Here is a 22,381-nt window from a genome sequence, read left to right as displayed (position 1 = left end):
CCCGCCGCGCTCTGCGACGTCCTCCCGCTCGCGTTCCGCGTCGCCGCCTGCGCGGGTCGACGGGGCCCGCTCAGGCTCGGGCGGACTTGCGTGCGTGGAGCACATGGCCTTCCAGCGGGAGCGGGGTGCGGGAGAGCAGGGCGAGGTCCGCGGCGGCGAGCAGGCGGGCGTAGTGGGACGCGGTGCGCTCCCTGCCGCCGACGTTGCACATCATGTGGAGGTCCCAGGAGACGGCGAGAGACGGGGAGCCGTCGGTGGGGAGGAGGCGTTCGACGATCAGCAGATCGGCGTGGGCGGGCATGGCGCGGGCGCAGTGCCGGAGGATCTCGGTGCAGCGGTCGTCGTCCCAGTCGTGGAGGACGCGGGACAGGACGTAGACCTCACCGTCCGGGGGTACGTCGGCGAAGTCGCCGGTCAGAAAGGTGCACCGGTCGGCGCAGCCCGCGTCGGCGAGGGTGCGGCGGGCCGCTTCGACGGCGTGGGGGCGTTCGAGGAGGGTGCCGTGGAGGCGGGGGTGCGCGGTCAGGAGGCGGGCGAGCAGTTCGCCGTTGCCGCCCGCGATGTCGACGACCGTTGCGGGGCGTTCCGCCATACCCGCCGCGGTGATGACGGGGTGGCCGGTGAGGGGTTCGAACATCCGGGTGCTCGCGGCCATGGACCGGTCGAAGAGTCCGGCGAGTTCGGGGTGGCGGGCGAAGTGGTCGAAGTGGTGGGCGCCGAAGACGTGGTCGAAGGCGGTCCGTCCGGTGCGGAGGGTGTGGCCGAGGGCGGCGAAGGACTCGTAGAACGGGCCGCCGTACAGCAGGGCGAGGGGCCGCAGGGAGCCCGGGGCGTCGGCGCGGAGCAGGGCGCCGGCGGGGGTGAGCCGGAAGCCGTTCTCCTCGTCGCCGGTGACCACGTCCAGCATCCCGAGGTAGCGCAGCAGCCGGGCCAGGCTCTCGGGGTCGGTGGCGGTCCGGTCGGCGAGGGGCCCGCCGGTGAGGGCGGTGTCCGTGGACATGGCGTCGGGGATGCGGAGTGCGGCGAAGCAGGCCAGGGCCTGGGTGGTCCAGGCGCCGGTCAGCAGGCGCAGGAGCGTTTCGGCGGGCTGGGCGGACCGGGTGGACCGGGCCGGGTGCGCGGGCCCGGGGGTCCGGGGGTGCGCGGCGGGTGCCTGCCCCGGGGTGCCGAGGTGGGCCGCGAGCACCGCGCGGTGGTCGCCGGGCGCGTACAGCTCCACCCTCCCGTATCCGGCTTTCGTATCGCCGGGCGCGGTGAAGTAGAAGACCGTGCCGTCCTCGTGCGGGTTGTAGCCTCCGCCGTCGGGTACGGCTCCGTGGCCCGTGAGGATCGCGCACATACCGCGCAGCACCAGCGGGTCCGGGTGCTCGACCTCGAAGGCGAGATGGGCCTCGTGTTCGCGGGCCCGCTCGTACGCGGCGACGGCGGCGAGCCCGGAGCCGGGCGGCACGGTGAGCGCGAAGACTTCGACCGTACGGTGCTCGGCGCCCGGCCCGGGAACGGACGGGCGCAGGATGCGGACGTCCAGCCCGGCCGGATCGTGCCGGTGCCGGGCGGCGAGCCGGTCCCGTACCACCACACTCGGTGCGGGTTCGGCGTCCGGGTCCACGGCCAGTCCGCAGGAGGCCAGTTCGGCCCGGAGGGTCGCCGGGTCGGGCGGGAAGACCAGCAGCGCGGCGTGCGAGAAATGGCAGCGGTCCTCCAGGGCCCGCGATTCCAGGGCGTCGAGGCCGGGGAGCAGTAGCGACAGCAGGGCAGCGGTGTCGTGCTCCCTGACGAAGTCGGCCGCGGCACTCAGGCGGGCCGCGTCGCTCGGGATCTGCGGCGTCTGGGGCTTCATCGGAGGGGTGTCCTCAGGTTTCGGTGGTTCGGTGGTTCGGTGGTTCGGGGCACGGGGGTGGGAGGTCGCGGCGGGGGCGCGAGGGTCGGAGGCGCGAGGGTCGGAGGCGGGGGTGAGGCGCAAGGGTCGGAGGCGGGGGTTCAGACGCCGACGTACTGCTCGGCGAACCAGTCCTGTTCGGCGCGCGAGGTACGCAGCGTTTCGAGGCAGGGCCGCCTGATGAGGCCGTCGTCGTGCGGTACGGCGACGGCGTTGTCGGGAAGGTCGTGCAGCAGGCGGATCATCCACTGCGAGAACCGCTGGGCCCGCCGGATGTGGTCCAGGCACCGTGCCGAGTAGGTGCCGAGGCCCTCGGATTCGCCGTGCAGAAGGTCGTCGGTGAGGGCGCGGGCCAGCAGCTCCGCCTCCAGCACCGCCAGGTTGGCGCCCTTGGCCGCGGACGGGCTGAGCAGGCTCGCGGCGTCACCGGCCAGGAGGAGACGGCCGTGGCGCAGTGGTTCGAGTACGTCGGACTCCAGGTCGACCACGGTGCGCTGGATCAGTGCGCCCCGGTGCAAGGGGCCCCGCATCCGCAGCTCCAGCTCGGCCCAGATCCGGTCCTCGGACCAGTCGTCGGGCGCCGTCCCGCGGGGGCACTGGAGGTAGTAGCGGGTGATGTCGGCCGTACGGGCCATATGACCGGCGAACCCGGCGGGGTGCACCGCGTATCCCACGGCATCGAGGCTCGGCGGCGCCTCCGCGAGCAGACCGAGCCAGGAGATCCCGTGGTCGCGGTGGTACCGCCGGACCGCTCCGGGCGGGAGGGAGCGGCGGGCCGCGCCGTGGCGGCCGTCGCAGCCCGCGACGTACCGGCCCCGCCAGCGTCCCGGACGGCCGTCGGGGCCGCGGACGGTGACGGAGGGGTGTGGGCCGTCGGCGTCCCGTACGGCGAGCGCCTCGGTCCCGAAGCGGATCCGCCCGCCCCGGTCGGCGTACCGTGTCAGCAGATCCCCCACCAGCTCCTGCTGGGGGTAGACGGTGTGCGGCTCGCCGCGGCCGAGGCTGCCGTAGTCCAGCCGGAACCGGCCGTCTTCGGTGCGGAATTCGCAGGTCGAGTGGGTCCGGCCGGTCCGGTGCAGCCCGTCGGCGAGACCGTGGCGGTCCAGGATCCGTACGGTGTTCGCGGCGAGGAACCCGGCGCGCGCCCGGGTCCGTACCTCCGTCTCGGCGGACCGTTCCAGGACGACGCAGTCGACCCCGGCGGCCAGCAGGAGGTTGCCGAGGAGCAGTCCGGCCGGGCCTGCGCCCAGGATGATCACATCGGCCGTGTCACGCAGAGTACCTGCGCTCTGACTTTCCATCACAGAAGCGGATCATAAGCAGTCGTAAATCCCTCGATGCGCGGCATTCACCCGTTTGGGCGCAATGACGGGACAAGGGATGATCACGTCGGTCGATGCGTGTACCGCCGGGCCGGGTGGCGGCCCGGTTCGCGGCCATGTCCGCCGCGGCGGCGAACAGTTGTCCACCGTCAACGTGCGGGGGGGGCGTCTCGGCGGGTGCGAACGCACGGCCGCCCCGCCGGACGCCGGGGGCGCCGTACCCCCGGCTCACCTGGACGACCGCGCGCCGCCGCGTCCGATCGGGGGTGAAACCGCGGAACCGGTGTCCGGGGGCGGCGGGCCGGGGATCGCTGGGGGGCGGTGCCGCAGTCCGCGGCACCGAGCCCCGCCGAAGGACGTGACCATGCGTATCCGTACCGCCCTCGCCGCCCTGGCCCTGGCCGCCGCCTCCGTGGCCGGCACCGCGACCACCGCCGCTGCCTCGAACGAGTTCGGTGACATCATCATCACCACGGAAGAGCACACCGACATCGTTTCGGCGTGCAACGACGCCCTGCTGCTGCTCTCCCCGTCGGTCCAGTGCGGGGTCTTCAACATCACCCCGCAGTAGCCCCTTTCCGGGCGGGGTCGCCCAGTCCGGCCGCCAGCTCCTCCAGGAAGGCCAGGAGGTACGGCGACTTGGGGCCGGGCCGGGTCGCGAGATACCAGGTGCGGGTCAGGGGCCGGACGCCGACGGGGACCAGCGCCAGGCCGTGCGATGCGGTGTACGGGGCCGCGACCCAGTTCGGCAGGACGGTCACTCCCTGGCCCCCGGCGACCATCTCGACGACCAGATCGGTGATGACCGGCATGGTGGTGATCCGGCCGGGCCGGGCGCCCGGGGGCAGCGGCAGCGGGACCGACGGGATCCGGCTCTGGTCGTACACGTCGTAGAGGACCAGATGGACACCGTCGAAATCGCGGGCGGTGAGCCGGGACCGCCCGGCCCAGGGGTGGCCGTCCGGGACGACGGCCACCATCTCGTCGTCGAAGACCCGCCGCAGCTCCACCCGGTCCTGCTCCCGGTCGGGTTTGGTCAGCAGCGCGATATCGACCCGGTCGGCCAGCAGCGCGGGCACGGGGGCGTCGTCGGGGACGGTTTCGATCCTGATCTCCGCGTCCGGGTGGCGCTCCCGGAAGGCCCGGATCACCGGCGGCAGCCACTGGAAGGTGGTGCTGCACTGGGCCGTGAAGCGCACCCGCCGGTCCCTGCCTTCCTTCAGGTCCCGGAGGTCGCGGTCGGCGGACTGCAGCTCCGTCAGTACGTGGTGGGCCGCGGCGAGCACCCGCTGTCCGGCCGCGTTGGGGACCAGCCGGCGCCCCCGGCGGTCGAAGAGCCGCAGCGCCAGCCGGTCCTCCAGTCTGGTGAGCCGCTGGCTCAGCGCGGGCTGGCTGACATGGAGCCGAGCGGCGGCGGCCGTGAGGGAGCCCGTCTCGGCGGTGACACGGAGCAGTTCGAGGTCACGCAGATCCCAATCCATAAGCTGAGCTTATTCAACGCTCCAATATTCGTCGTGGTGTTATCGGTTCCGGGCTTCTAGCTTCGGAGGTGCGGGGCCTGTCTGCCCGCACGGTACGGACAAGAGGAGTACGACCATGACGGATGACGGCGGGACCAATCCCCCCGACCGCACGGTGATCGTCACCGGCTCGTCCAGCGGGATCGGGCTGGACATCGCCCGCGCCTTCCTGGGCCGGGGCGCCCGGGTGGTGATCAACGGCCGGGACGCGGGGCGGCTCGCCGCGGCCGCGAAGGAACTCGGGCACCCCGAGCGGGTAGCCGCGGTGGCGGGCGGTATCGGCGAGGCCGCGACCGGGGCGGCGCTGGTCGCGGCGGCGGTGGAGCGCTTCGGCGGCGTGGACGTCCTGGTGAACAACGCCGGGACCTTCGCACCCGGCCCCTTCACCGAGGTCGGCGAGGAGGAGTTGGACGGCTATCTCACGGGCAATCTGCGCGGCACCTATCTCACCACCCAGGCCGTGGTGCGGCGGATGCGGCGGCAGGGCCGCGGCGGAAGCATCGTGAACATCGGTACGGTGCTGGTCGATCACGCGCTCGCCGGATTCCCGGCCTCCGCGCCGGTCGTCAGCAAGGCCGGCGTCCACGCGCTCACCACCAGCCTGGCGGCGGAGCTGGCCGACGACGGCATCCGGGTCAACCTCGTGGCCCCGGGCGTGATCCGCACCCCGCTGCACGCGGCGGCCGATGTCGACGGATACGGGCCGGTGGCCCTGCTCAACCGGGTGGGGGAGGTCGCGGAGATCTCCGAAGCGGTGCTCTATCTCGCGGAGGCGGCCTTTGTCACCGGCCACGCCCTGCGGGTGGACGGCGGACATGTGACGGGGCGCCGCTGATGCCGTATGTGAGCGTGCGGATCACCCGTGAGGGCGCGACCGCGGAACAGAAGGCGCGGATCATCGCCGGGGTGACGGAGCTGCTGGTGGACGTGCTGGACAAGGATCCGGCGACGACGTTCGTGGTGATCGACGAGGTCGAGTTGGCGGACTGGGGGGTGGGGGGACTGCCGGTGGACGAGTACCGGAGGCGGGCCCGGGAGGCGGGCTGACCGGTCGGGTACGTACGGGAGCCCTGCCACCGGGACGCGGTGGCAGGGCTCCGGCGTACGTACTGCCGTCAGATGCGCTGCTCCGAGGAGGCAAGCCCGACGAACCCCGCCCAGGCCTCGGGCGACATCCGTATCACCGGCCCGGCCGCCACCTTGGAGTCCTGGACGTGCACCGTGCCCGTGCCGGACACCGCGACCTCCAAGCAGTCACCGCCTTCGGCTCCGCTGTAGCTGCTCTTGAACCAGGTCAGGGGCTCAGCGTTGTTCATAGCTCTCCCAGCAACCTCTCGATGAACTCCAGTGACTCTCGCGGAGTGAGAGCCTGTGAGCGGATAATCCCATAGCGGGCGGCGGCCAGGGCCGCCTGCTTCGGGTCCGTCTCCAAGGCACTGGTGCCCTGCGCTTCGGCGTAGACGAACTTCTTTCCGTCGTTCCGGGTGACGACGGTGAACGGCCCGTCGATCCCCGCATTGTCATCGGAGTCGAGTGGCATGACCTGGAGTTCTACATTCCGTCGCCGGCCAGTCAGTAGAAGCTGCTCCAACTGCCCCCGCAGGACCCCATTTCCACCGTACTTGCGTCGCAGAACCGACTCGTCCAGGACGAAGCTCAGGAGAGGTGCCGGGCGTCGGTCAAAGATCTCCTGTCGGGCCAGTCGGGCCGTCACTCGCTGCTCGATGACCTCCGGGTCGAGTGCGGGGCGCCTCATGGCAAGAACCGCCCGCATGTACTCCTCGGTCTGGAGCAGCCCCTTGATGGCCAGGGTGTCGTACGAAAGCAGTTCCATCGCCTCCTTCTCCAACTGCGCCATCCCCTGGAAGAACAGCGGGTACTGCGCCCGCTCCACCTCCTCCTTCCAGAGCATCAGCAGCCCGTCCGCATCCAGCTCCCCGTCCGCACGGTCGATCGCCCTCGGCGGCGGGATGCGCCGACCCTGTTCGAAGGAGGCGATGGTGGACGCCGAGTAGCCCAGGCGTTTGCCCAGCTCCTCGCGTTCCAGACCGGCCCGGATCCGCAGGGTCTTCATGCTCCGGCCGAAGGCCGTGACCACACCCTGGGCCGACTTGTCCGCCGTCCGGCCGTCGTCGCTGTCGGCGTCTTCGACGCCACCCGAAGTTGTCCTGTTCTCTGCCATGAAGCACCGCCTCCTCGGCTCAACGCCCCCGCATGGGCGCGGTCACGCCGTGCCCTGCGTACGGGCGCCGACAAGGCACGTACAAGCGGCTCGCGTCGGTGCGTCACCACTGGTCACGCTACGCCACCGCAAGCACCGTGGTGGCCATGATGAACAACCCCCACAGCCCCGCCCGTACCGCCTATCCCCACGGCACCGGCGGGCACTTGAGCACCGACTCCGGGCCGTACGGGCCTGAATTCGCCATGCCGTTCACCTCTACGCCCCGGGGGGCTTCCCTGGCCCGGCGGCTGGTCGCCGTGCGGCTGCACGAGTGGGGGATCCCGTACGGCACCACTCCGCACGAGGCGATCGTCCTCATCTCGGCCGAGCTGATCGCGAACGCGGTCCGGCACGGCCATGTCCCCGGGCGGGACTTCCACCTCCGGCTCCGTCCGACCTCCCTGCCCGATCCGGTCGCCCGGGTCGAGGTCACCGACACCCGGGGCGAACGGCTGCCGCCGCAGCCCGACGCCCTGGTGGACCCGGGCCTCGAAGAGGGCGGGCGGGGGCTGCTCCTGGTGTCGGAGCTGGCCCATCGCTGGGGCTGGCACCCGCGCCCCGAAGGACCGGGGAAGACGGTCTGGGCGGAGTACCTGGTCAGCGGGCAGTCCGGTACACGGACCGGGGGCCGTTCCTGAGTACGGGTACTCATGTACCGCCGGGCCCGGCGTTGACAGGATCCGCGTTATGACACGTGACAAGTGGGCTGGGGTGGCGCTGCATCTCCTGCTGGTGTGGGCCGCGATGGCGACGGCGGTGCCGATGCTCGGTATCGCGCTGCTGATGGCGGGCTGGGGCGGCGGATTCGGTACGGCGGCGGTCGCCCTCGCCCTGGGGCTGCCGTTGGCGGTGGGCCTGCTGGCCGCGGCGGGCTCCGCCGCCCGGACCATGGTGCCGATCTGCGGCTCCGGAGGAGGACGGCTGGCCTGGGCGGTTCTGGTGTTCATGCTCGGCACGCTCGGCGTGCTGGGAGGTCTGGCGGCCTACGGGGAAGGGGTCGATCTGGGGAGCGCCGGTGCCCGGTTCGCCCTGACAGGAGTGCCCTACGCCGTGGCCGCGGCGCTCTTCGTACCGGACTGGCGCGTCCGGCTGGCCGCGGTGGCCGCGGTCGCAGCCGGGATCGGCTACGGCGTTCAGTGAGCCCCGCGGAACCCGGCCGGTCTACTCATCGAAACGCCCGGCGGTGCCGCCTCGTTCCCGGTTTCGCTATGACATTCCCCCCGGCGTCCGCCCCTTCCACCGGGCGCCGCCGCGCGGGCATAGTCCGTGACCGCACCGACCCGAGAACGACGGCGACCGGCTGAAAGGGCTCTGCATCCATGACATCCGAGGCGGTATCGGCAGCTTCCGCGGGCACCTGGCTGCTCGGCGACACCCAGGTCAACCGGATCGGCTTCGGCGCCATGCGGCTGACCGGCAGCGCGGCCTTTCACCTCGGCGCGCCCGGCCCCCGGGACCGGGCGCTCGAAGTGCTGCGCCGGGCGGTCGAGCTGGGCGTCAACCACATCGATACGGCGGCCTTCTACTTCTCACAGCTCCGCTCCGCCAACGAACTGATCAACTCGGCACTGTCGCCCTACCCGGACGGTCTCGTCATCGCCACCAAAGTGGGTCCGGCCCGGGACAGCTCGGGCGAGTGGAGCGACTCCGCCCGGCCCGACCAGCTGCGCGGCCAAGTGGAGGAGAACCTGCGGCAGCTCGGCCGCGACCATCTCGACCTGGTCTATCTGCGGCTCATGGGCCAGGACTCTCTCGCGGAACACTTCGGCGCGCTGGCCGAGCTGCGCGACGCCGGGCTGATCCGGCACCTGGGCGTCTCCGCCATTCGACCGCACCATTTGGCCGAGGCCCTGGCGATCGCGCCGGTGGTCTCGGTGCAGAACCGCTACGGGATCGACGCCCGCGAGGACGGCGACCTGCTGCGCGAGTGCGGCGCACAAGGCATCGCGTTCGTACCGTTCTTCTCCATCGCCGGCAAGGGGGGCGATGTCGGAGCCACCGGTGCGGAGGACCGGACGGTCCTCCGCATCGCCCGGGCGCACGGAGCGTCCCCGGCCCAGGTCCGGCTCGCCTGGACGCTCCGGCAGGGCCCGCATGTGCTGCCCATCCCGGGGACCGGCAACCCGGACCATCTGGAGCAGAACCTGGCGGCGGGCGCACTGCGGCTCACCGACGAGGAGTCGGCACTCCTCTCCGGCGGCCGCACGGAGTGAACGGCGGCCCCGGGCCGCGCCGGGTCAGCTTCCCAGGCCCATGATCGCCACGGAGAGCGGGACCGCGGGCTCCTCGGGCAGGGGCGGGGGGTTCTCGGCGCTGGTGGTGTGGGTGGGCTCGACGGGGCGCAGGGCCGCGACGCCGCCCTCCGCCCACGGGGCGTCCGTGGGACCGAGGGAGAGCGTGACCTTCCGGCCGTCGCTCAGGGTGGTCTCCAGCGCGCCCTTGTCGTTCGTCTCCATGAGAGTCGCCTCCTCGGGAAGGGCACGGAGCCGGATACCCGGCTCCGTGTCCCACACGACGAGCACCCGCCGCGGAAGGTTCCCCACCGCTTGGCGGCGCCGTCAGATGCCCAGGCCGGCCAGCCAGGCTCCGGTGGTCCGCGGGACGAGGCCCAGCAGGGTCTCCGCCGAGCGGGCCGGGGTGATCGCATGGTCCGGGAGGGTGGCGATCGTCCGGTAGAGGGCTGCCACTCCGGCCGCCGTGGGCTCGCCCAGCAGCGGGGCGATCAGGGCGCCGAACTCGTCGGGCGTGATGGGCTCGTACGTCACTCCGCGGCCGAACCGGGCGCCGAACGCCTCGGCGAGCTGCGGGCCGGTGACGGGCGGGTACTGGCCGACCGGAACCGTGCCGGTGAGGTCCGGTCGCTCCAGCAGGGCGGCCGCCGCGTCGGCGACGTCGAGATGGGACACCCAGGACACGGGGAAGCCGGTGCCGATGGGGTAGCGCAGAACGCCTTCCTCCCGGGCCGCGCCGACGACCGGCGGCAGCAGCAGGTTCTCCAGGAACAGCTTGGGGGCCAGGACGGCGTACGAGACACCGCTCGCGGCCACCCCTTCGACCAGCCGCGCGACCGCGGGGTCCGCCGGGACCGGGGACGTCCCGCCCGCGACGTCCGGGGCGTCCGCGAAGGCCCCGCTGGTGGAGATCACCACCCGGGCCGGGCGGGCCGTAGCGACCGCGGCGGCGACATTCGCGGCATAGGCGAGGCGGTCGTCCGGCGCGGCCAGCGGCAGATGGGCGAAAACGCCGTCGGCGCCCTCGTAGGCGCGCGCCAGTTCTTCGGCGGAGGCGTAGTCGGCGGCGACCGCGGGGGTGCCGCCGGGCAGCTTCCCGGGGTCGCGGGTGACGGCCGTCACCGGCTTGCCCGCGGCCCGGAGGGCGGCGAGTACGGGGGCTCCCTGGGCGCCGGTCGCGCCGTGGATCACATAGCTCATGGACCTATGGTGCAGATGATGCACCGGTTACATCAACTGCACTAATGGCATACGATCACATCATGACCACTCCCCTGCCCGACTGCGGAGTCGCCCGCTTCCTCGTTCTGCTGGACGGCCCCTGGGCCACCCTGATCGTCCGCGAGCTGCTGCGGGGCCCCCACCGCTTCACCGAGCTGCGCGCCGCCCTGCCCGGCATCAGCCCGCACACGCTGACCAGCCGGCTGCGCCAGTTCGAGACCCACGGCATCGTCACCCGTACCGCCCATGCCGAGATCCCGCCGCGCGTCGTCTACGAGCTGACGCCCCTCGGCCGGGAGCTGCGCCCCGTCCTCGACGCGATGGCCGCCTGGGCGGACGCTGTCCCCGCCGCCGGGATCCCGGTGGACTGAACCGCCCGCGCACCAGCCGACCCGCCCGCCGGACCACTGTCCGGCGGGCGGGTTTCGTTATGCCGCCGGAAACCTCATCTGTTCATGATCTGCCCTTGACACCGGGGATGATGGACGTAAAAGTGAATCAGCGATAACCAACTTCCAGGGAGGGTCGATGGCGCGCAGAGTGCTCGTGGCGGGCGTCGGGATGGTGCCGTTCCGCAAGCCCAGTGCCGGGGCGGCGTACGACGAACTCGGCCGCGGCGCGGTCCGGGCCGTACTCGACGACGCGGGCCTTCCGTACGAGCGGATCCAGCAGGTGTACGCGGGCTATGTGTACGGCGACTCGACCTGCGGCCAGCGGGTGGTCTACGGGTTCGGGCGTACCTCGGTGCCGGTGCTGAACGTCAACAACAACTGCGCGTCCGGCTCCTCCGCGCTCTGGCTGGCCCATCAGGCCGTCGGCAGCGGGTCGGTCGAGTGTGCCCTCGCCCTCGGCTTCGAGCAGATGCCGCCCGGTGCCCTGAGCGCCAAATGGGACGACCGGCCCCATCCGCTGGGCGGTTTCCGGGAGGCCCTGGAGGCCGTGTATCCGATCGACCCCGCCCTCCCCGGCACCCCCCAGTACTTCGACGCCGCGGGCCGGGAGTACCTGGAGAAGTACGGCGCGGACCCGGAGACCTTCGCCCGGGTCGCCGTCAAGGCCCGTACCCACGCCGCGAACAATCCGTACGCCGTCTTCCGCGATCCGATCGGCCTGGACGAGGTGCTGGGCTCCCCGGTGGTCGCGGGCCGTCTGACCCGGCTCCAGTGCTGCCCGCCGACCTGCGGGGCGGCCGCCGCGATCGTCTGCTCCGAGGAGTTCGCCCGAGCCAACGGCCTCTCCCCCAAGGTCGCCGTCGCCGCCCAGGCCCTGCACTCGGACAGCGATGACGTCTTCACCAAGAAGAGCGCGATGTCGCTGGTCGGCACCGATGTCACCCGGGCCGCCGCAGCGGAGGTCTACGAGCGGGCCGGGGTCGACCCCCGGGACATCCGGGTCGTCGAACTCCACGACTGCTTCACCGTCAACGAGGTCCTCACCTACGAGGGTCTGGGCCTCTGCGAGGAAGGCGGTGCCGAGAAGTTCGTCCGCGACGGCGACAACACCTACGGCGGACGGGTCGTCACCAACCCCTCCGGCGGACTGCTCTCCAAGGGCCATCCGCTGGGCGCCACCGGTCTCGCCCAGACCGCGGAGATCACTTGGCAGCTCCGCGGCGACGCGGGCGCCCGGCAGGTCGACGGCGTCACCCTGGGCCTCCAGCACAATCTGGGCCTCGGCACCGCCGGAGTCGTCACCCTCTTCGAGAAGGTCTCCTGACGATGCCCCTCTCCCCCTCCCTCATCGGCACCCGGTACCCGGAGTTCCGGACCTCGGCGGAGCGCGGCAGGCTCCGCTTCTTCGCCGAGGCGACCGGACAGCACGACCCGGTGTACACGGACACCGGCGCGGCGAAGGCGGCCGGATACCGCGATCTGCCGGTACCGCCGACGTTCCTGTTCTGTCTGGAGATGGACAACCCCGACCGCGGGAAGTTCCTCCGCGACCTGGGAATCGACGTCCGGACGATCCTCCACGGCGGCCAGGAGTTCGCGTACCACTCCCCCGTCTGCGCGGGCGACGAGCTGACCTTCGCCACCGAGGTGTCCGACGTCTACAGCAAGAAGGGCGGGGCGCTGGAGTTCATCGTCCGCACCACCCGGGTCACCCGTGACGGCGCACCGGTCGCCACCCTCACCAGCACCACCGTCGTACGCGATCCGAAGGCGGCCCGATGAACAGCCCCGCACCGCAGCCCGCGCCGAAGCCCCTCCTGAAGCCGGTCCTGAAGCCCGTCCTGAAGCCCGGGGACACCTTCACCCTCGAAGCGCCGAAGGTGACCCGCACCGCGCTGGCCCTCTACGCGGGCGCGTCCGGGGACCACAACCCCGTACACATCGACATCGACGCCTGCCGAGCGGTCGGCATCGACGACGTCTTCGCCCACGGCATGCTCTCCATGGCCTATCTCGGCAGGCTGCTGACCGACTGGGTGCCGCAGGACCGGATCAGGGAGTACGGGGTGCGCTTCTCCGCGATCACCCCGGTCAACACCGCCCCCGTCTGCCGGGGCACCGTCACCTCCGTCGAGGACGGGCTGGCCCGTCTCGACCTCACCGTCAGCCTGCCCGACGGCACCGTGACCCTCCAGGGCCGCGCCACCGTCACCACCGACTGAATCTCACAGAAGGACGGACGCACATCATGGGAACCCTGGACGGCAAGGTCGCGATCGTCTCCGGATCCGGTCGCGGCATCGGCCGTGAAGTGGCGCTCAAGCTGGCCTCGGAAGGCGCAAGCGTCGTCGTCAACGACCTCGACAAGGAGCCCGCCGACGAGACCGTCGCCGATATCACCGCGGCCGGCGGCAAGGCGGTGGCCTGCACCGGCTCGGTCACCGAAGAGGGCTTCGCCGAGCGGTTCGTCCAGACCGCGGTCGACGCCTTCGGCGGACTCGACATCATCGTCAACAACGCGGGCTACACCTGGGACACCGTCATCCAGAAGATGACCGACGAGCAGTGGGACGCCATCATCGACGTCCACCTCAAGGCGCCGTTCCGGATCCTGCGCGCCGCCCAGCCCTTCATCCGGGCCAACCCGACCGCGTACCACCGCAAGGTCGTCAACGTCTCCTCGGTCTCCGGTGTCTTCGGCAATCCGGGCCAGGCCAACTACTCCTCCGCCAAGGCCGGTGTCATCGGTCTCACCAAGACGATGGCGAAGGAGTGGGGCCGCTACCGGGTCAACGTCAACGGCGTCGCCTTCGGCTTCATCCTCACCCGGATGACCGAGGCCACCGCCGCCGACGAGACCTTCGTCGAGATCGAAGGCCGCCGGATCAAGGTCGGTGTCTCGCCGCAGATCATGGAGGCCGTCAAGCGCACCCATCCGCTCGGCCGCCCCGGCACCCCCGCCGAGGCCGCGGGCGCGATCTATCTGCTCTGCACCCCCGACGCCGACTACATCTCCGGACAGGTCGTCAACGTCGACGGCGCCTCCCGCTGAACCCCGCCCGGCCCCCGTACCCCCTCACCCGTCAGGAATGGTCATGAAGCGCAGCATCTACACCGAGGAACACGAGGCGTTCCGGGCGATGATCCGGGACTTCATCGCCAAGGAGGTGGAGCCCCACTTCGCGCAGTGGGAGCAGGACAATCTCGTCGACCGCGACGTCTTCCGCAAACTCGCCGCACTCGGCGTGCTGGGCTTCGACATCCCCGAGGAGTTCGGAGGCAGCGGAGACACCAGCTTTAAGTACCAGGCGATCGTCACGGAGGAGTGCGCCCGCGCCGCGGTCACACTCGGCCACTTCGGCGTCTCCACCGGCATCGTCCTGCCGTACCTGCTCAACCTGGCGAACGGCGAGCAGAGGAAGCGGTGGCTGCCGGGCATCGCCGCCGGCGACACCATGCTGTGCATCGCCATGACCGAGCCCGGCACCGGCTCGGACCTGGCGGGCATCCGTACCTCCGCGAAGCTCTCCGAGGACGGCACCCACTACGTCCTCGACGGCTCCAAGACCTTCATCACGGGGGCCCGGGTGTCGGAGCTGTGCATCGTCGCCGCCCGTACCTCCCCGGCCACTCCCGAGAACCGCAGGCACGGGCTGAGCCTGTTCGTCGTGCCGACCGACAGCGAGGGCTTCGCGTACGGCCGCAAGCTGGAGAAGGTCGGCCTCCGCTCGTCCGACACCTCCGAACTGGCCTTCAACGATGTGAAGGTGCCGGTGGAGAACCTCCTCGGCAAGCAGGACGACGGCTTCTCCTACCTCGGCCGGAACCTGCCCCGCGAACGGCTCCAGATCGCCGTGGGCGCGACGGCCTCCGCGACCGCCGCCATCCGGTTCGCGAAGGAGTACGTCACCGAGCGCCAGGTCTTCGGCAAGCCGGTCGCGGCCTTCCAGAACACCAAGTTCGTCCTGGCGGAGTGCGCGACGGAGGTCGCGGCGCTCCAGGCCATGGTCGACCAGGGCATCGAGTTCGACGATGCGGGCGAGCTGACCCCCGCCGACGCAGCCAAGATCAAACTGTTTGCCACCGAGACCGCGGGCCGGGTCATCGACAAGTGCGTCCAGCTCCACGGCGGTTACGGCTACATGCTGGAGTACCCGATCGCCCGGCTCTACGCCGACACCCGGGTCAACCGGATCTACGGCGGCACGAGCGAGGTCATGAAGACCATCATCGCCAAGGACCTCGGTCTGTGACCCCCACCGCCGGGGCGGCCCCCGCCGGACGGCCCGTCACCGGGCCGTCCGGCGGGGGCCGCGGTCCGCTCGCGGGCGTCCGGGTCGTCGAACTCGGCGGGATCGGACCCGGGCCGTTCGCCGGGATGATCCTCGCGGACCTCGGCGCCGACGTCGTCCGCGTCGACCGGCCGGCCGAGCACGGCAGCCCGTCGCCCCATCCGATCCTGCACCGCGGCCGCCGCTCCGTCACCGCCGACCTCAAGGACCCCCGGGGCGCCGGCCTGGTCGGAAGGCTGATCGACGGCGCGGACGCCCTGATCGAAGGCTTCCGCCCGGGCGTCACCGAACGCCTCGGTCTCGGCCCCGGGCCCTGTTTGGAGCGCAACCCCCGGCTCGTGTACGGGCGGATGACCGGCTGGGGGCAGGACGGGCCGCTCGCCCAGGCCCCCGGCCACGACATCAACTACATCGCCGTCGCGGGGGCACTGGCCCAGATCGGCCCCGCCGACGGCGACCCGGTCGTCCCGCTCAACCTCTTCGGCGATATGGGCGGCGGCGGTCTGCTGCTGGCCCTCGGCATCAGCGCCGCCCTGTACTCGGCCCGGACCACCGGCCGGGGCCAGGTGGTGGACGCGGCGATGACCGACGGCACCGCCATCCAGCTCGCGCTGCTCCAGGGGCTGCTCCGCACCGGCCGGTGGACCGAGGGCCGCGGCTCCAACCTCTTCGACGGCGCCGCCCCCTTCTACCGCACCTACCGCTGCGCGGACGGCCTGCACATGGCGGTCGGCTGTGTGGAACCGCAGTTCTACGCGGAGACCCTGCGGGTGCTGGGGCTGACCGGCGATCCGCTGTTCGCGCGGCAGCACGACCGCGGGGCGTGGCCGGCGATGGCGGCGAAGCTGGCCGAGGTGTTCGGGGACCGTACCCGCGACGACTGGGCGGCCCGCTTCGACGGTACGGAGACGTGCGTGACGCCCGTACTCGACTGGACGGAGGCCGCCCGCCATCCGCACAACGCGGGCCGCGGCACCTACCGGATCACCCCCGACGGCTTCCCCGAACCGGGAACCGCGCCGCGTTTCCTCGGCACCCCCTCCCCCGAACCCCGCCCGGCGGCGGTGACCGGGAGCGATACCGACGAGGTACTGCGGGAGGCCGGGATCGGCGCCGGAGAACTGGCCGCGCTGCGCAGTGCGGGCGTCATCGGCTGACGCGGGCAGGGGTACGAGGCCGGGGGCCGGGACACGGTGCGTGTCCCGGCCCCCGGCCGTCGTACCGCCCATCGGCTCATGGGCTGCGGCGGGGACGCAGCACCGTCTCCTGGACCACCGACGCCACCAGCCGCCCGTCGCGGGACCAGAACCCGGCGTGCACCAGGCCCCGGCCGTCGCCCGCCGTCGGGCCGCGCTGGACCACCAGCAGCCAGTCGTCGGCGCGGAACGGGCGGTGGAACCAGACGGCGTGGTCGAGGGAGGCCATGAAGTGGTGCGAGGAGTCCGGGCCCGAGCGCAGCACCCCGGGTGCTTCGACGTCGAGGGCCGCGACCGGGGCGAGCATCAGGTCGGAGGCGTAGGTGAGGGCGCACATATGGACCAGGGGCGCGTCCGGGAGCGGGGCCGCGGAGCGGATCCACAGCCGCTGTTCGGTGCGTCCGTCGCGCTCCGGCCTGCTCGTGGGGGCCCGGCGGACGTCGAGGACCCGGCCGATCTCGAACCGCTCGAAGCCTTCGGGGTCGCGGGCGGCCCAGTCGCTGAAGGCGTTGGGCAGCTCCTCGGGCGGTGTGGTCGGCGGCATGGCGAGATGCCGTCCGGGGATGTCCTCGGGGCGGGTGAAGGACGCGGAGAGGGTGAAGATCACCTCGTCGCCCTGGCGGGCCGTGACGCGCCGGGACGTGTATCCGCGGCCGTCCTTCAGCCGTTCGACCCGGTAGGCGATGGGCCGGGCCGGGTTTCCGCCGCGCAGGAAGTAGCCGTGCAGGGAGTGCACGCGCCAGGTGTCGTCCACGGTGCCGCCCGCCGCGGTCAATGCCTGGGCCGCGACCTGTCCGCCGAAGGCCCGCCGGGGCAGGGCGGCATGGCACCAGCCGTGGAAGAGGTCGCGCTCGGTGCGCTCCAGGGTGAGGAAGCCGAGCAGGTCGGTGCCGGGCCCGCCGGGGGCGGCCACGGTTTCCGTACCAGGGGCGGTCTCCGGGCCGGGGGGCGGGGGGCTGTGGTGCGGTGTGGTCGTCATGGGGTGCGCTCCTCTTCCGGGGTCAGAGGAGTTCGAGGATGGTGGCGTTGGCCATACCGCCGCCCTCGCACATGGACTGGAGGCCGTAGCGGATTCCGTTGTCGCGCATATGGTGGACCAGGGTGGTCATCAGCCGGGCGCCGGAGCCGCCGATGGGATGGCCGATCGCCATCGCCCCGCCGAGGGGGTTCATCCGGGCGTAGTCCGCGCCGGTCTCCCGCAGCCACGCCAGCGTGACCGAGGCGAAGGCCTCGTTGATCTCGAAGGCCCCGATATCGCCGATCGACAGACCGGACTTCTTCAGTGCCTTGGCGGTGGCGGGGATGGGGCCCTTGAGCATGGTGACGGGATCGGTGCCGGCGAGGACCGCCGTATGGATCCGGGCCATCGGCCGCCAGCCGTGGGCGCGGGCGGTCTCGCTGGTGGTGACCAGCAGGGCGGCGGTGCCGTCGGAGACCTGCGAGGCGTTGCCCGCGGTGATCGAACCGGTGTCCCCGAAGGCGGGCTTCAGGGCGGCGAGGGCTTCGGGCGTGGAGTTCCGGCGCACTCCCTCGTCGGTGTCGAAGACACGTTCCGTGCCATCGGGGCCGGTGACGGTGATCGGGACGATCTGGCCGGTGAAGCGGCCCTCGTCGATCGCGCGGGCGGCGCGGGCGTGGGAGTCCAGTGCGTGGCGGTCCAGCTCGGCGCGGGTGATGCCGTACTCGTCGGCGATCAGCTGCGCGCCCCGGCCCTGGTGGAAGCGGACGCCGCCGTAACGCTTCCAGACGTCGGGGCCGAAGGGTTCGCCGAAGCTGCCGTCGAGGCGGGTGGTGCCGAGGGGGATCCGGCTCATGATCTCCACACCGCCCGCCACGGCCAGGTCGTACTGCCCCGAGACAACACCGGCCGCGGCCTGGTGCACGGCCTGCTGCGAGGAGCCGCACTGGCGGTCGACGGTCACGCCCGGCACCGATTCGGGCCAGCCCGCGGCGAGCACCGCGGCCCGTGCGACACAGCCGGTCTGCATGCCCACCGCGCCCGCACAGCCCCAGATCACATCGTCGACGAGGGCCGGGTCGAGTCCGGTCCGCCGCGCGAGCGCGGTCAGGGCGTGCGCCGAGAGGGAGGCCGAGTGCTGCTGCGCGAGCGAACCGTTCCGTTTGCCGACCGCGGTTCGCACCGCGTCGACGATGACTGCGTCACGCATGGGGTCTCTCCTTGCCGTTCGACGGCCGTGGGCCAATACACCGATGGCGAATCTTTACGAACCCAAGCTAGCCCCTTAGAACCCTTGACACTAGGGATGTTCGCGGAAAAAGTGAATCTTCGATAACCGCAGTGCAGATATCTTACGGAGTGGAAGGGCGGGGTTCACCATGGGAACCACGGACGGCAGGGTCGCGATCGTCTCGGGCTCGGGGCGGGGCATCGGACGGGCGATCGCCCTCAAACTGGCCGCCGAGGGGGCCGCGGTCGTCGTCAACGACCTGGACGCCGAACCCGCCGCGGAGACGGTCGCGGCGATCGCCGCCGCCGGCGGGCGGGCCGTGGCCTGTGTCGGCTCGGTCACCGACGAAGGCTTCGCGGAGCGGTTCACCCAAGCCGCCGTCGAACACTTCGGCGGGCTCGACATCATCGTCAACAACGCGGGCTACACCTGGGACACCGTCATCCAGAAGATGACCGACGAGCAGTGGCACACGATCCTCGACGTGCATCTGACGGCCTCGTTCAGGATCCTGCGCGCGGCCCTGCCGTACTTCCGGGCCAACCCGGTCCCCTACCACCGGAAGGTCGTGAACATCTCCTCGACCAGCGGCTACTACGGCAATCTCGGGCAGGTCAACTACGCCGCGGCCAAGGCGGGCCTGATCGGTCTGACCAAGACCCTGGCCAAGGAGTGGGGCCGCTACCGGGTCAATGTCAACGCCGTGGCCTTCGGCTACGTCCTGACCCGGATGACCGAGGCCACCGCCGCCGACCACGCCACCCTGTCGATCGACGGCCGGGACATCAAGGTCGGCCTCAACCCGGAGAAGGCCGCCATGGCCTCGAAGATCATCCCGCTGGGGCGGCCGGGGACCCCGGAGGAGGCCGCGGGGGCCGTCTACGTGCTCTGCCTCCCGGAGACGGACTACGTCTCCGGGCAGTGCCTCGTCGTCGACGGCGCCCGGGTGTAGATCGTCTCCTCCGGATCCCGCCGGGCCGGGGGGTGCCGCCGGCGGCGCCCCCGGGCTCCTTCGGTGCCGGATTTACCGTCGGAGCAGTTCGACGACGGTGGCGTTGGCCATACCGCCCGCCTCGCACATGGACTGGAGCCCGTACCGGATGCCGTGGTCCCGCATATGGTGGACCAGGGTGGTCATCAGCCGGGCGCCCGAGGCGCCGAGGGGATGGCCGATCGCCATTGCGCCGCCGTTCGGGTTGAGCCTCGCCGGATCCGCTCCGGTCTCCTGGAGCCAGGCGGCCGTGACGGGGGCGAAGGCCTCGTTGATCTCGAAGGCCCCGATATCGCCGATCGACAGTCCGGCGCGCTTCAGGGCCTTGGCGGTGGCCGGGGCGGGGCCGAGGGCCATCGTGACCGGATCGGCTCCGGCGAGTACCGCGGTGTGCACCCGGGCGATCGGCCGCCAGCCCCGGCGCTCGGCGATCTCGCCCGTGGTGATCAGCAGGGCCGCGGCGCCGTCCGAGATCTGCGAGGAGTTGGCCGCGCTGATCACGCCGTCCTCCTTGAACGGGGTGGCGAGGGCGGCGAGCTTCTCCGGGGTGGATCCGGTACGGATGCCCTCGTCGGCGGCGAACGTGCGCGCGGAGCCGTCGGCGGCGGTGGTGACCACCGGAGCCAACTGGGCCTCGAAACGGCCTTCCGCGGTGGCCCGAGCCGCCTTGGCGTGCGATTCCAGGGCGAGTTCGTCGAGCCGGGTACGGCTGAATCCGTACCGCTCGGCGATCAGCTCGGCGCCCAGCCCCTGGCTGAACTCGTCGACGCCGTACCGCGCGCGGACCGCGGGACCGAAGGGCCGGCCGTACTCGACGGCGTCGCGCGCGGCGCCGATCGGGACCCGGCTCATCGACTCGACGCCCCCGGCGATCACGAGGTCGTACTGGCCGGCGACCACCAGACCGGCCGCGAAGTGCACGGCCTGCTGCGAGGAGCCGCAGGCGCGGTCGACGGTCACCCCGGGCACCTCCTCGGGCCAGCCGGCCGCCAGCACCGCGTACCGGCCGATATTCGAGGCCTGTTCACCGATCTGGCTGACACAGCCCCAGACCACGTCGTCCAGGTCCGCCGGGTCGAGGGCGGTCCGCCCGGCCAGGGCGGTCAGGACATGGGCCGACAGATCCACGGGATGGATACCGGACAGGGCCCCGGCCCGTTTGCCGACCGGGGTCCGGACGGCGTCGACAATGACTGCGTCACGCATGGGCGCTCCCACTCCTACGAGAGGATGTACTTACCTGTTGAAAACTCTCAATCTCCCGAAAGAGTAGGGAAGACACGATAACAAGTGAAGTGACGCTAACTTTGATAAGGAACACGTTCGAACGGGCTCCGGGAGCGCGCCCGCTCGGCGGCCCTCAGGTTCCCGACCGTTCCTGCTCGGCGGCGGCGAAGGCGGCCAGCCGGGCCGCGTCCCGTTCGGGGTTGATGAGCAGCAGCCCGACGAGTCCGCCGACCACCAGCAGGGCGCCCACCAGGGTGAATCCGGTGGTGTACCCCGCGGCCTTGCTGGCCGCGCCCTCCACGATGCCGCCGAGGGCCAGCGGCGCCAGCATCCCGCCCAGCCCGTAGAAGGCCGTGACGGCGGAGAGCACGACACCGCGCTGTTCCACCGGGGCGACATCGCTGATCGCGGCGAACGCCGCGCCGTACCCCGCCGAACCCAGCGAGGCGCTGAGCACCAGCAGCACCATGTGCAGCGGTCCCGCGCTCAGCGGCGCCCAGACGAGGTGGAGGACGCCGGAGCCGATGAGCAGCGAGGCGCCGAGAACGCCCCGGGAGGCCCGGTTGCTCACACCGCGCCGGGTCAGGGCCGCGGAGACGAAGCCGATGGCGATGACGGCGATGGTGCCGCCGAGATAGGGCAGGGCGGTCAGATTGCCCGCGGCCCGCTCGCCGTAGCCCAGCCCCTGTTCCAGATAGGGCTTGAGCCAGGTCATCTTGAGGGCGGTCGAGGCATAGGCGGCGAAGAACATCAGGGAGATGCCGATCACCGAACCGGTGGTGAGCGCGATGCGCAGGGGAACCCGCGGCGGCAGTACGCTCCCGGCGGCGCGGGCGGCGGCGCCCCCCTGGTCCCCCTCGCGCCCGACGGCCAGCCAGATGCCGGCCACCACTGCTCCGGCGACGGCCAGGACGACGAAGGCGGTCCGCCATGAGTAGTCCGTGACGATCCACGTCAGGGCGGGAGCGCCGATCACCGCGCCCAGGGTGGCGCCCGCGATGATCACGGAGCTGGGGAGCGCCCGCTTCTCGGGCGGGAACCAGGAGTGCGCGATGTACATCGCGAGGGCCGTCGTCGGCCCCTCCGCGAACCCCAGGACGATCCGCATCGCCACCATGGTGCCGAAGCCGACCTGCCAGCCCATCGGAAGCAGGCTGACGGACCAGACGACCATGGTGATCAGCAGCAGGATCCACGGCCGGATCCTGGTCATCAGCCAGCCGCCGAGGATCCCGCCGACGGCGAACAGGGCGAAGAAGCTCGCCTGGAGCACCCCGAACCTGGCCTCGCCGATCCCGAGATCCCGCATGATCGCGGGTCCGGCGATATTGGTGACGATCTTGTCCGCGTAGTTCATGACGAGCACCAGGAGCAGGACCCAGACCACCAGCCAGGCGCGGCGCCCGCCCGGGCTCGCGGGCGGTTCGGCAGGGGGCCCGGAGGCGGGGTCGGCAGTGCGGTCCACATCGACGGTCATGGGTCTCCCTCGGAGCGGTCGGAAGGGGACGGCAGGCACGACGCGATCGGTTCGGATACCGCCCGATCCGGGGCCAGGCCTCTCACCGAAAGAAAGAGAAGCATCACAAACAAGCCACGACAAGCCCTCTCACAAGGCTTTCTCTGACGGTCGCAAGATTGGCAGCGGTTAGCAACTATTCACCTAATGGCCATGGTGGCTCGATGGCGGGTGCGGTGGG

The 22,381-nt window shown here is 71.7% G+C and carries 25 protein-coding genes; 14 read left to right on the top strand and 11 right to left on the bottom strand.

The features are described from left to right. Positions 1 to 70: 70 nt before the first annotated feature. Both ACIQ9E_RS00610 and ACIQ9E_RS00605 read right to left on the bottom strand, forming a co-directional pair. Complete coding sequence (locus tag ACIQ9E_RS00610) at positions 71 to 1,840, bottom strand: methyltransferase (RefSeq protein WP_403699734.1); 1,770 nt, start codon at positions 1,838 to 1,840, stop codon at positions 71 to 73. A gap of 140 nt (positions 1,841 to 1,980) precedes the next feature. Beyond that, positions 1,981 to 3,180, bottom strand: a complete 1,200-nt coding sequence (locus ACIQ9E_RS00605; RefSeq protein WP_403699731.1) for a 4-hydroxybenzoate 3-monooxygenase — start codon at positions 3,178 to 3,180, stop codon at positions 1,981 to 1,983. A gap of 385 nt (positions 3,181 to 3,565) precedes the next feature. Between ACIQ9E_RS00605 and ACIQ9E_RS00600 the strand changes: the two genes are divergently transcribed. Next, a complete protein-coding gene (locus ACIQ9E_RS00600) occupies positions 3,566 to 3,772 on the top strand; it encodes a hypothetical protein (RefSeq protein WP_366263287.1) in 207 nt (68 codons plus the stop codon). On the opposite strand, the gene ACIQ9E_RS00595 is transcribed toward ACIQ9E_RS00600, so the two are convergent. After that, positions 3,759 to 4,682 (bottom strand): LysR family transcriptional regulator, encoded by a 924-nt coding sequence (locus tag ACIQ9E_RS00595; protein ID WP_403699728.1) that lies wholly within the window; start codon positions 4,680 to 4,682, stop codon positions 3,759 to 3,761. The genes ACIQ9E_RS00600 and ACIQ9E_RS00595 overlap by 14 nt on opposite strands. Before the next feature lie 115 nt (positions 4,683 to 4,797). Between ACIQ9E_RS00595 and ACIQ9E_RS00590 the strand changes: the two genes are divergently transcribed. Both ACIQ9E_RS00590 and ACIQ9E_RS00585 read left to right on the top strand, forming a co-directional pair. Then, complete coding sequence (locus ACIQ9E_RS00590; protein WP_403699725.1) at positions 4,798 to 5,556, top strand: SDR family NAD(P)-dependent oxidoreductase; 759 nt, start codon at positions 4,798 to 4,800, stop codon at positions 5,554 to 5,556. Continuing rightward, complete coding sequence (locus tag ACIQ9E_RS00585; RefSeq protein WP_366263302.1) at positions 5,556 to 5,768, top strand: 4-oxalocrotonate tautomerase family protein; 213 nt, start codon at positions 5,556 to 5,558, stop codon at positions 5,766 to 5,768. The genes ACIQ9E_RS00590 and ACIQ9E_RS00585 overlap by 1 nt, the downstream gene beginning before the upstream one ends. Before the next feature lie 68 nt (positions 5,769 to 5,836). Here ACIQ9E_RS00585 and ACIQ9E_RS00580 read toward each other — a convergent pair whose 3' ends face one another. Next, positions 5,837 to 6,037: a DUF397 domain-containing protein gene (locus ACIQ9E_RS00580; protein ID WP_403699721.1), complete on the bottom strand. Its 201-nt coding sequence runs from the start codon at positions 6,035 to 6,037 to the stop codon at positions 5,837 to 5,839. After that, positions 6,034 to 6,903: a Scr1 family TA system antitoxin-like transcriptional regulator gene (locus ACIQ9E_RS00575; protein WP_403699718.1), complete on the bottom strand. Its 870-nt coding sequence runs from the start codon at positions 6,901 to 6,903 to the stop codon at positions 6,034 to 6,036. The genes ACIQ9E_RS00580 and ACIQ9E_RS00575 overlap by 4 nt, the downstream gene beginning before the upstream one ends. 146 nt (positions 6,904 to 7,049) lie before the next feature. Here ACIQ9E_RS00575 and ACIQ9E_RS00570 point away from each other — a divergent pair, with 146 nt between their 5' ends. The 3 genes from ACIQ9E_RS00570 (at position 7,050) to ACIQ9E_RS00560 (ending at position 9,158) form a co-directional block, all read left to right on the top strand. Further along, positions 7,050 to 7,583 carry an ATP-binding protein gene (locus ACIQ9E_RS00570; protein ID WP_403699715.1) on the top strand — a complete coding sequence of 178 codons (534 nt, stop codon included), beginning with the start codon at positions 7,050 to 7,052 and terminating at the stop codon, positions 7,581 to 7,583. 49 nt (positions 7,584 to 7,632) lie between these two features. After that, a complete protein-coding gene (locus tag ACIQ9E_RS00565) occupies positions 7,633 to 8,085 on the top strand; it encodes a hypothetical protein (protein ID WP_403699712.1) in 453 nt (150 codons plus the stop codon). A 179-nt stretch (positions 8,086 to 8,264) separates the two neighbouring features. Next, positions 8,265 to 9,158, top strand: coding sequence for an aldo/keto reductase (locus tag ACIQ9E_RS00560; RefSeq protein ID WP_403699709.1), 894 nt, complete (start codon positions 8,265 to 8,267; stop codon positions 9,156 to 9,158). A gap of 24 nt (positions 9,159 to 9,182) precedes the next feature. On the opposite strand, the gene ACIQ9E_RS00555 is transcribed toward ACIQ9E_RS00560, so the two are convergent. Both ACIQ9E_RS00555 and ACIQ9E_RS00550 read right to left on the bottom strand, forming a co-directional pair. Next, positions 9,183 to 9,401 (bottom strand): hypothetical protein, encoded by a 219-nt coding sequence (locus ACIQ9E_RS00555; protein WP_366264295.1) that lies wholly within the window; start codon positions 9,399 to 9,401, stop codon positions 9,183 to 9,185. A gap of 102 nt (positions 9,402 to 9,503) precedes the next feature. Further along, the gene (locus tag ACIQ9E_RS00550) at positions 9,504 to 10,376 is read right to left on the bottom strand and encodes an NAD(P)H-binding protein (protein WP_403699706.1); all 873 of its coding nucleotides are present in this window, start codon (positions 10,374 to 10,376) and stop codon (positions 9,504 to 9,506) included. Positions 10,377 to 10,438: 62 nt separating this feature from the next. Between ACIQ9E_RS00550 and ACIQ9E_RS00545 the strand changes: the two genes are divergently transcribed. The 7 genes from ACIQ9E_RS00545 (at position 10,439) to ACIQ9E_RS00515 (ending at position 16,238) form a co-directional block, all read left to right on the top strand. Continuing rightward, positions 10,439 to 10,768, top strand: coding sequence for a winged helix-turn-helix transcriptional regulator (locus tag ACIQ9E_RS00545; RefSeq protein WP_403699702.1), 330 nt, complete (start codon positions 10,439 to 10,441; stop codon positions 10,766 to 10,768). A gap of 157 nt (positions 10,769 to 10,925) precedes the next feature. Then, positions 10,926 to 12,113 carry a lipid-transfer protein gene (locus tag ACIQ9E_RS00540; RefSeq protein ID WP_403699699.1) on the top strand — a complete coding sequence of 396 codons (1,188 nt, stop codon included), beginning with the start codon at positions 10,926 to 10,928 and terminating at the stop codon, positions 12,111 to 12,113. A 2-nt stretch (positions 12,114 to 12,115) separates the two neighbouring features. Continuing rightward, positions 12,116 to 12,571, top strand: coding sequence for a MaoC family dehydratase N-terminal domain-containing protein (locus tag ACIQ9E_RS00535; protein ID WP_403699696.1), 456 nt, complete (start codon positions 12,116 to 12,118; stop codon positions 12,569 to 12,571). After that, complete coding sequence (locus tag ACIQ9E_RS00530) at positions 12,568 to 13,011, top strand: MaoC/PaaZ C-terminal domain-containing protein (protein WP_403699693.1); 444 nt, start codon at positions 12,568 to 12,570, stop codon at positions 13,009 to 13,011. The genes ACIQ9E_RS00535 and ACIQ9E_RS00530 overlap by 4 nt, the downstream gene beginning before the upstream one ends. Before the next feature lie 26 nt (positions 13,012 to 13,037). Further along, positions 13,038 to 13,841, top strand: coding sequence for an SDR family NAD(P)-dependent oxidoreductase (locus tag ACIQ9E_RS00525; RefSeq protein WP_403699690.1), 804 nt, complete (start codon positions 13,038 to 13,040; stop codon positions 13,839 to 13,841). Positions 13,842 to 13,884: 43 nt separating this feature from the next. Further along, a complete protein-coding gene (locus ACIQ9E_RS00520) occupies positions 13,885 to 15,042 on the top strand; it encodes an acyl-CoA dehydrogenase family protein (RefSeq protein ID WP_403699687.1) in 1,158 nt (385 codons plus the stop codon). After that, positions 15,039 to 16,238, top strand: a complete 1,200-nt coding sequence (locus tag ACIQ9E_RS00515) for a CaiB/BaiF CoA transferase family protein (protein ID WP_403699684.1) — start codon at positions 15,039 to 15,041, stop codon at positions 16,236 to 16,238. Before ACIQ9E_RS00520 ends, ACIQ9E_RS00515 begins: the two co-directional genes overlap by 4 nt. Before the next feature lie 76 nt (positions 16,239 to 16,314). On the opposite strand, the gene ACIQ9E_RS00510 is transcribed toward ACIQ9E_RS00515, so the two are convergent. Beyond that, entirely contained in the window at positions 16,315 to 17,256 is a 942-nt protein-coding gene (locus ACIQ9E_RS00510; protein ID WP_403699681.1) for an acyl-CoA thioesterase, read from the bottom strand. Positions 17,257 to 17,278: 22 nt separating this feature from the next. Continuing rightward, positions 17,279 to 18,445 (bottom strand): thiolase family protein, encoded by a 1,167-nt coding sequence (locus ACIQ9E_RS00505; RefSeq protein WP_403699678.1) that lies wholly within the window; start codon positions 18,443 to 18,445, stop codon positions 17,279 to 17,281. A gap of 169 nt (positions 18,446 to 18,614) precedes the next feature. Between ACIQ9E_RS00505 and ACIQ9E_RS00500 the strand changes: the two genes are divergently transcribed. Continuing rightward, entirely contained in the window at positions 18,615 to 19,418 is an 804-nt protein-coding gene (locus tag ACIQ9E_RS00500; RefSeq protein ID WP_403699675.1) for an SDR family NAD(P)-dependent oxidoreductase, read from the top strand. A gap of 72 nt (positions 19,419 to 19,490) precedes the next feature. On the opposite strand, the gene ACIQ9E_RS00495 is transcribed toward ACIQ9E_RS00500, so the two are convergent. Both ACIQ9E_RS00495 and ACIQ9E_RS00490 read right to left on the bottom strand, forming a co-directional pair. Then, positions 19,491 to 20,663: a thiolase family protein gene (locus ACIQ9E_RS00495; RefSeq protein WP_403699672.1), complete on the bottom strand. Its 1,173-nt coding sequence runs from the start codon at positions 20,661 to 20,663 to the stop codon at positions 19,491 to 19,493. 154 nt (positions 20,664 to 20,817) lie between these two features. Then, positions 20,818 to 22,161 (bottom strand): MFS transporter, encoded by a 1,344-nt coding sequence (locus ACIQ9E_RS00490; RefSeq protein WP_403699670.1) that lies wholly within the window; start codon positions 22,159 to 22,161, stop codon positions 20,818 to 20,820. Positions 22,162 to 22,381 lie beyond the last annotated feature (220 nt).

Origin of the sequence: Streptomyces sp. NPDC094448, from assembly GCF_044763775.1 — a bacterium.
Classification (GTDB): Bacteria; Actinomycetota; Actinomycetes; order Streptomycetales; family Streptomycetaceae; genus Streptomyces.
Note: the sequence above shows the minus strand (reverse complement) of the source record. Positions and strands in the feature narration are given on the sequence as shown.

Bases quoted from the DNA above. Each gene is read 5' to 3' on its own strand.
- ACIQ9E_RS00505 (WP_403699678.1), bottom strand. From the start codon at position 18,445: ATGCGTGACGCAGTCATCGTCGACGCGGTGCGAACCGCGGTCGGCAAA.
- ACIQ9E_RS00540 (WP_403699699.1), top strand. From the start codon at position 10,926: ATGGCGCGCAGAGTGCTCGTGGCGGGCGTCGGGATGGTGCCGTTCCGC.
- ACIQ9E_RS00605 (WP_403699731.1), bottom strand. From the start codon at position 3,180: ATGGAAAGTCAGAGCGCAGGTACTCTGCGTGACACGGCCGATGTGATC.
- ACIQ9E_RS00560 (WP_403699709.1), top strand. From the start codon at position 8,265: ATGACATCCGAGGCGGTATCGGCAGCTTCCGCGGGCACCTGGCTGCTC.
- ACIQ9E_RS00595 (WP_403699728.1), bottom strand. From the start codon at position 4,682: ATGGATTGGGATCTGCGTGACCTCGAACTGCTCCGTGTCACCGCCGAG.
- ACIQ9E_RS00490 (WP_403699670.1), bottom strand. From the start codon at position 22,161: ATGACCGTCGATGTGGACCGCACTGCCGACCCCGCCTCCGGGCCCCCT.
- ACIQ9E_RS00600 (WP_366263287.1), top strand. From the start codon at position 3,566: ATGCGTATCCGTACCGCCCTCGCCGCCCTGGCCCTGGCCGCCGCCTCC.
- ACIQ9E_RS00585 (WP_366263302.1), top strand. From the start codon at position 5,556: ATGCCGTATGTGAGCGTGCGGATCACCCGTGAGGGCGCGACCGCGGAA.
- ACIQ9E_RS00610 (WP_403699734.1), bottom strand. From the start codon at position 1,840: ATGAAGCCCCAGACGCCGCAGATCCCGAGCGACGCGGCCCGCCTGAGT.
- ACIQ9E_RS00525 (WP_403699690.1), top strand. From the start codon at position 13,038: ATGGGAACCCTGGACGGCAAGGTCGCGATCGTCTCCGGATCCGGTCGC.
- ACIQ9E_RS00590 (WP_403699725.1), top strand. From the start codon at position 4,798: ATGACGGATGACGGCGGGACCAATCCCCCCGACCGCACGGTGATCGTC.
- ACIQ9E_RS00575 (WP_403699718.1), bottom strand. From the start codon at position 6,903: ATGGCAGAGAACAGGACAACTTCGGGTGGCGTCGAAGACGCCGACAGC.
- ACIQ9E_RS00580 (WP_403699721.1), bottom strand. From the start codon at position 6,037: ATGAACAACGCTGAGCCCCTGACCTGGTTCAAGAGCAGCTACAGCGGA.
- ACIQ9E_RS00545 (WP_403699702.1), top strand. From the start codon at position 10,439: ATGACCACTCCCCTGCCCGACTGCGGAGTCGCCCGCTTCCTCGTTCTG.
- ACIQ9E_RS00555 (WP_366264295.1), bottom strand. From the start codon at position 9,401: ATGGAGACGAACGACAAGGGCGCGCTGGAGACCACCCTGAGCGACGGC.
- ACIQ9E_RS00510 (WP_403699681.1), bottom strand. From the start codon at position 17,256: ATGACGACCACACCGCACCACAGCCCCCCGCCCCCCGGCCCGGAGACC.
- ACIQ9E_RS00535 (WP_403699696.1), top strand. From the start codon at position 12,116: ATGCCCCTCTCCCCCTCCCTCATCGGCACCCGGTACCCGGAGTTCCGG.
- ACIQ9E_RS00520 (WP_403699687.1), top strand. From the start codon at position 13,885: ATGAAGCGCAGCATCTACACCGAGGAACACGAGGCGTTCCGGGCGATG.
- ACIQ9E_RS00565 (WP_403699712.1), top strand. From the start codon at position 7,633: ATGACACGTGACAAGTGGGCTGGGGTGGCGCTGCATCTCCTGCTGGTG.
- ACIQ9E_RS00530 (WP_403699693.1), top strand. From the start codon at position 12,568: ATGAACAGCCCCGCACCGCAGCCCGCGCCGAAGCCCCTCCTGAAGCCG.
- ACIQ9E_RS00570 (WP_403699715.1), top strand. From the start codon at position 7,050: ATGATGAACAACCCCCACAGCCCCGCCCGTACCGCCTATCCCCACGGC.
- ACIQ9E_RS00495 (WP_403699672.1), bottom strand. From the start codon at position 20,663: ATGCGTGACGCAGTCATTGTCGACGCCGTCCGGACCCCGGTCGGCAAA.
- ACIQ9E_RS00550 (WP_403699706.1), bottom strand. From the start codon at position 10,376: ATGAGCTATGTGATCCACGGCGCGACCGGCGCCCAGGGAGCCCCCGTA.
- ACIQ9E_RS00500 (WP_403699675.1), top strand. From the start codon at position 18,615: ATGGGAACCACGGACGGCAGGGTCGCGATCGTCTCGGGCTCGGGGCGG.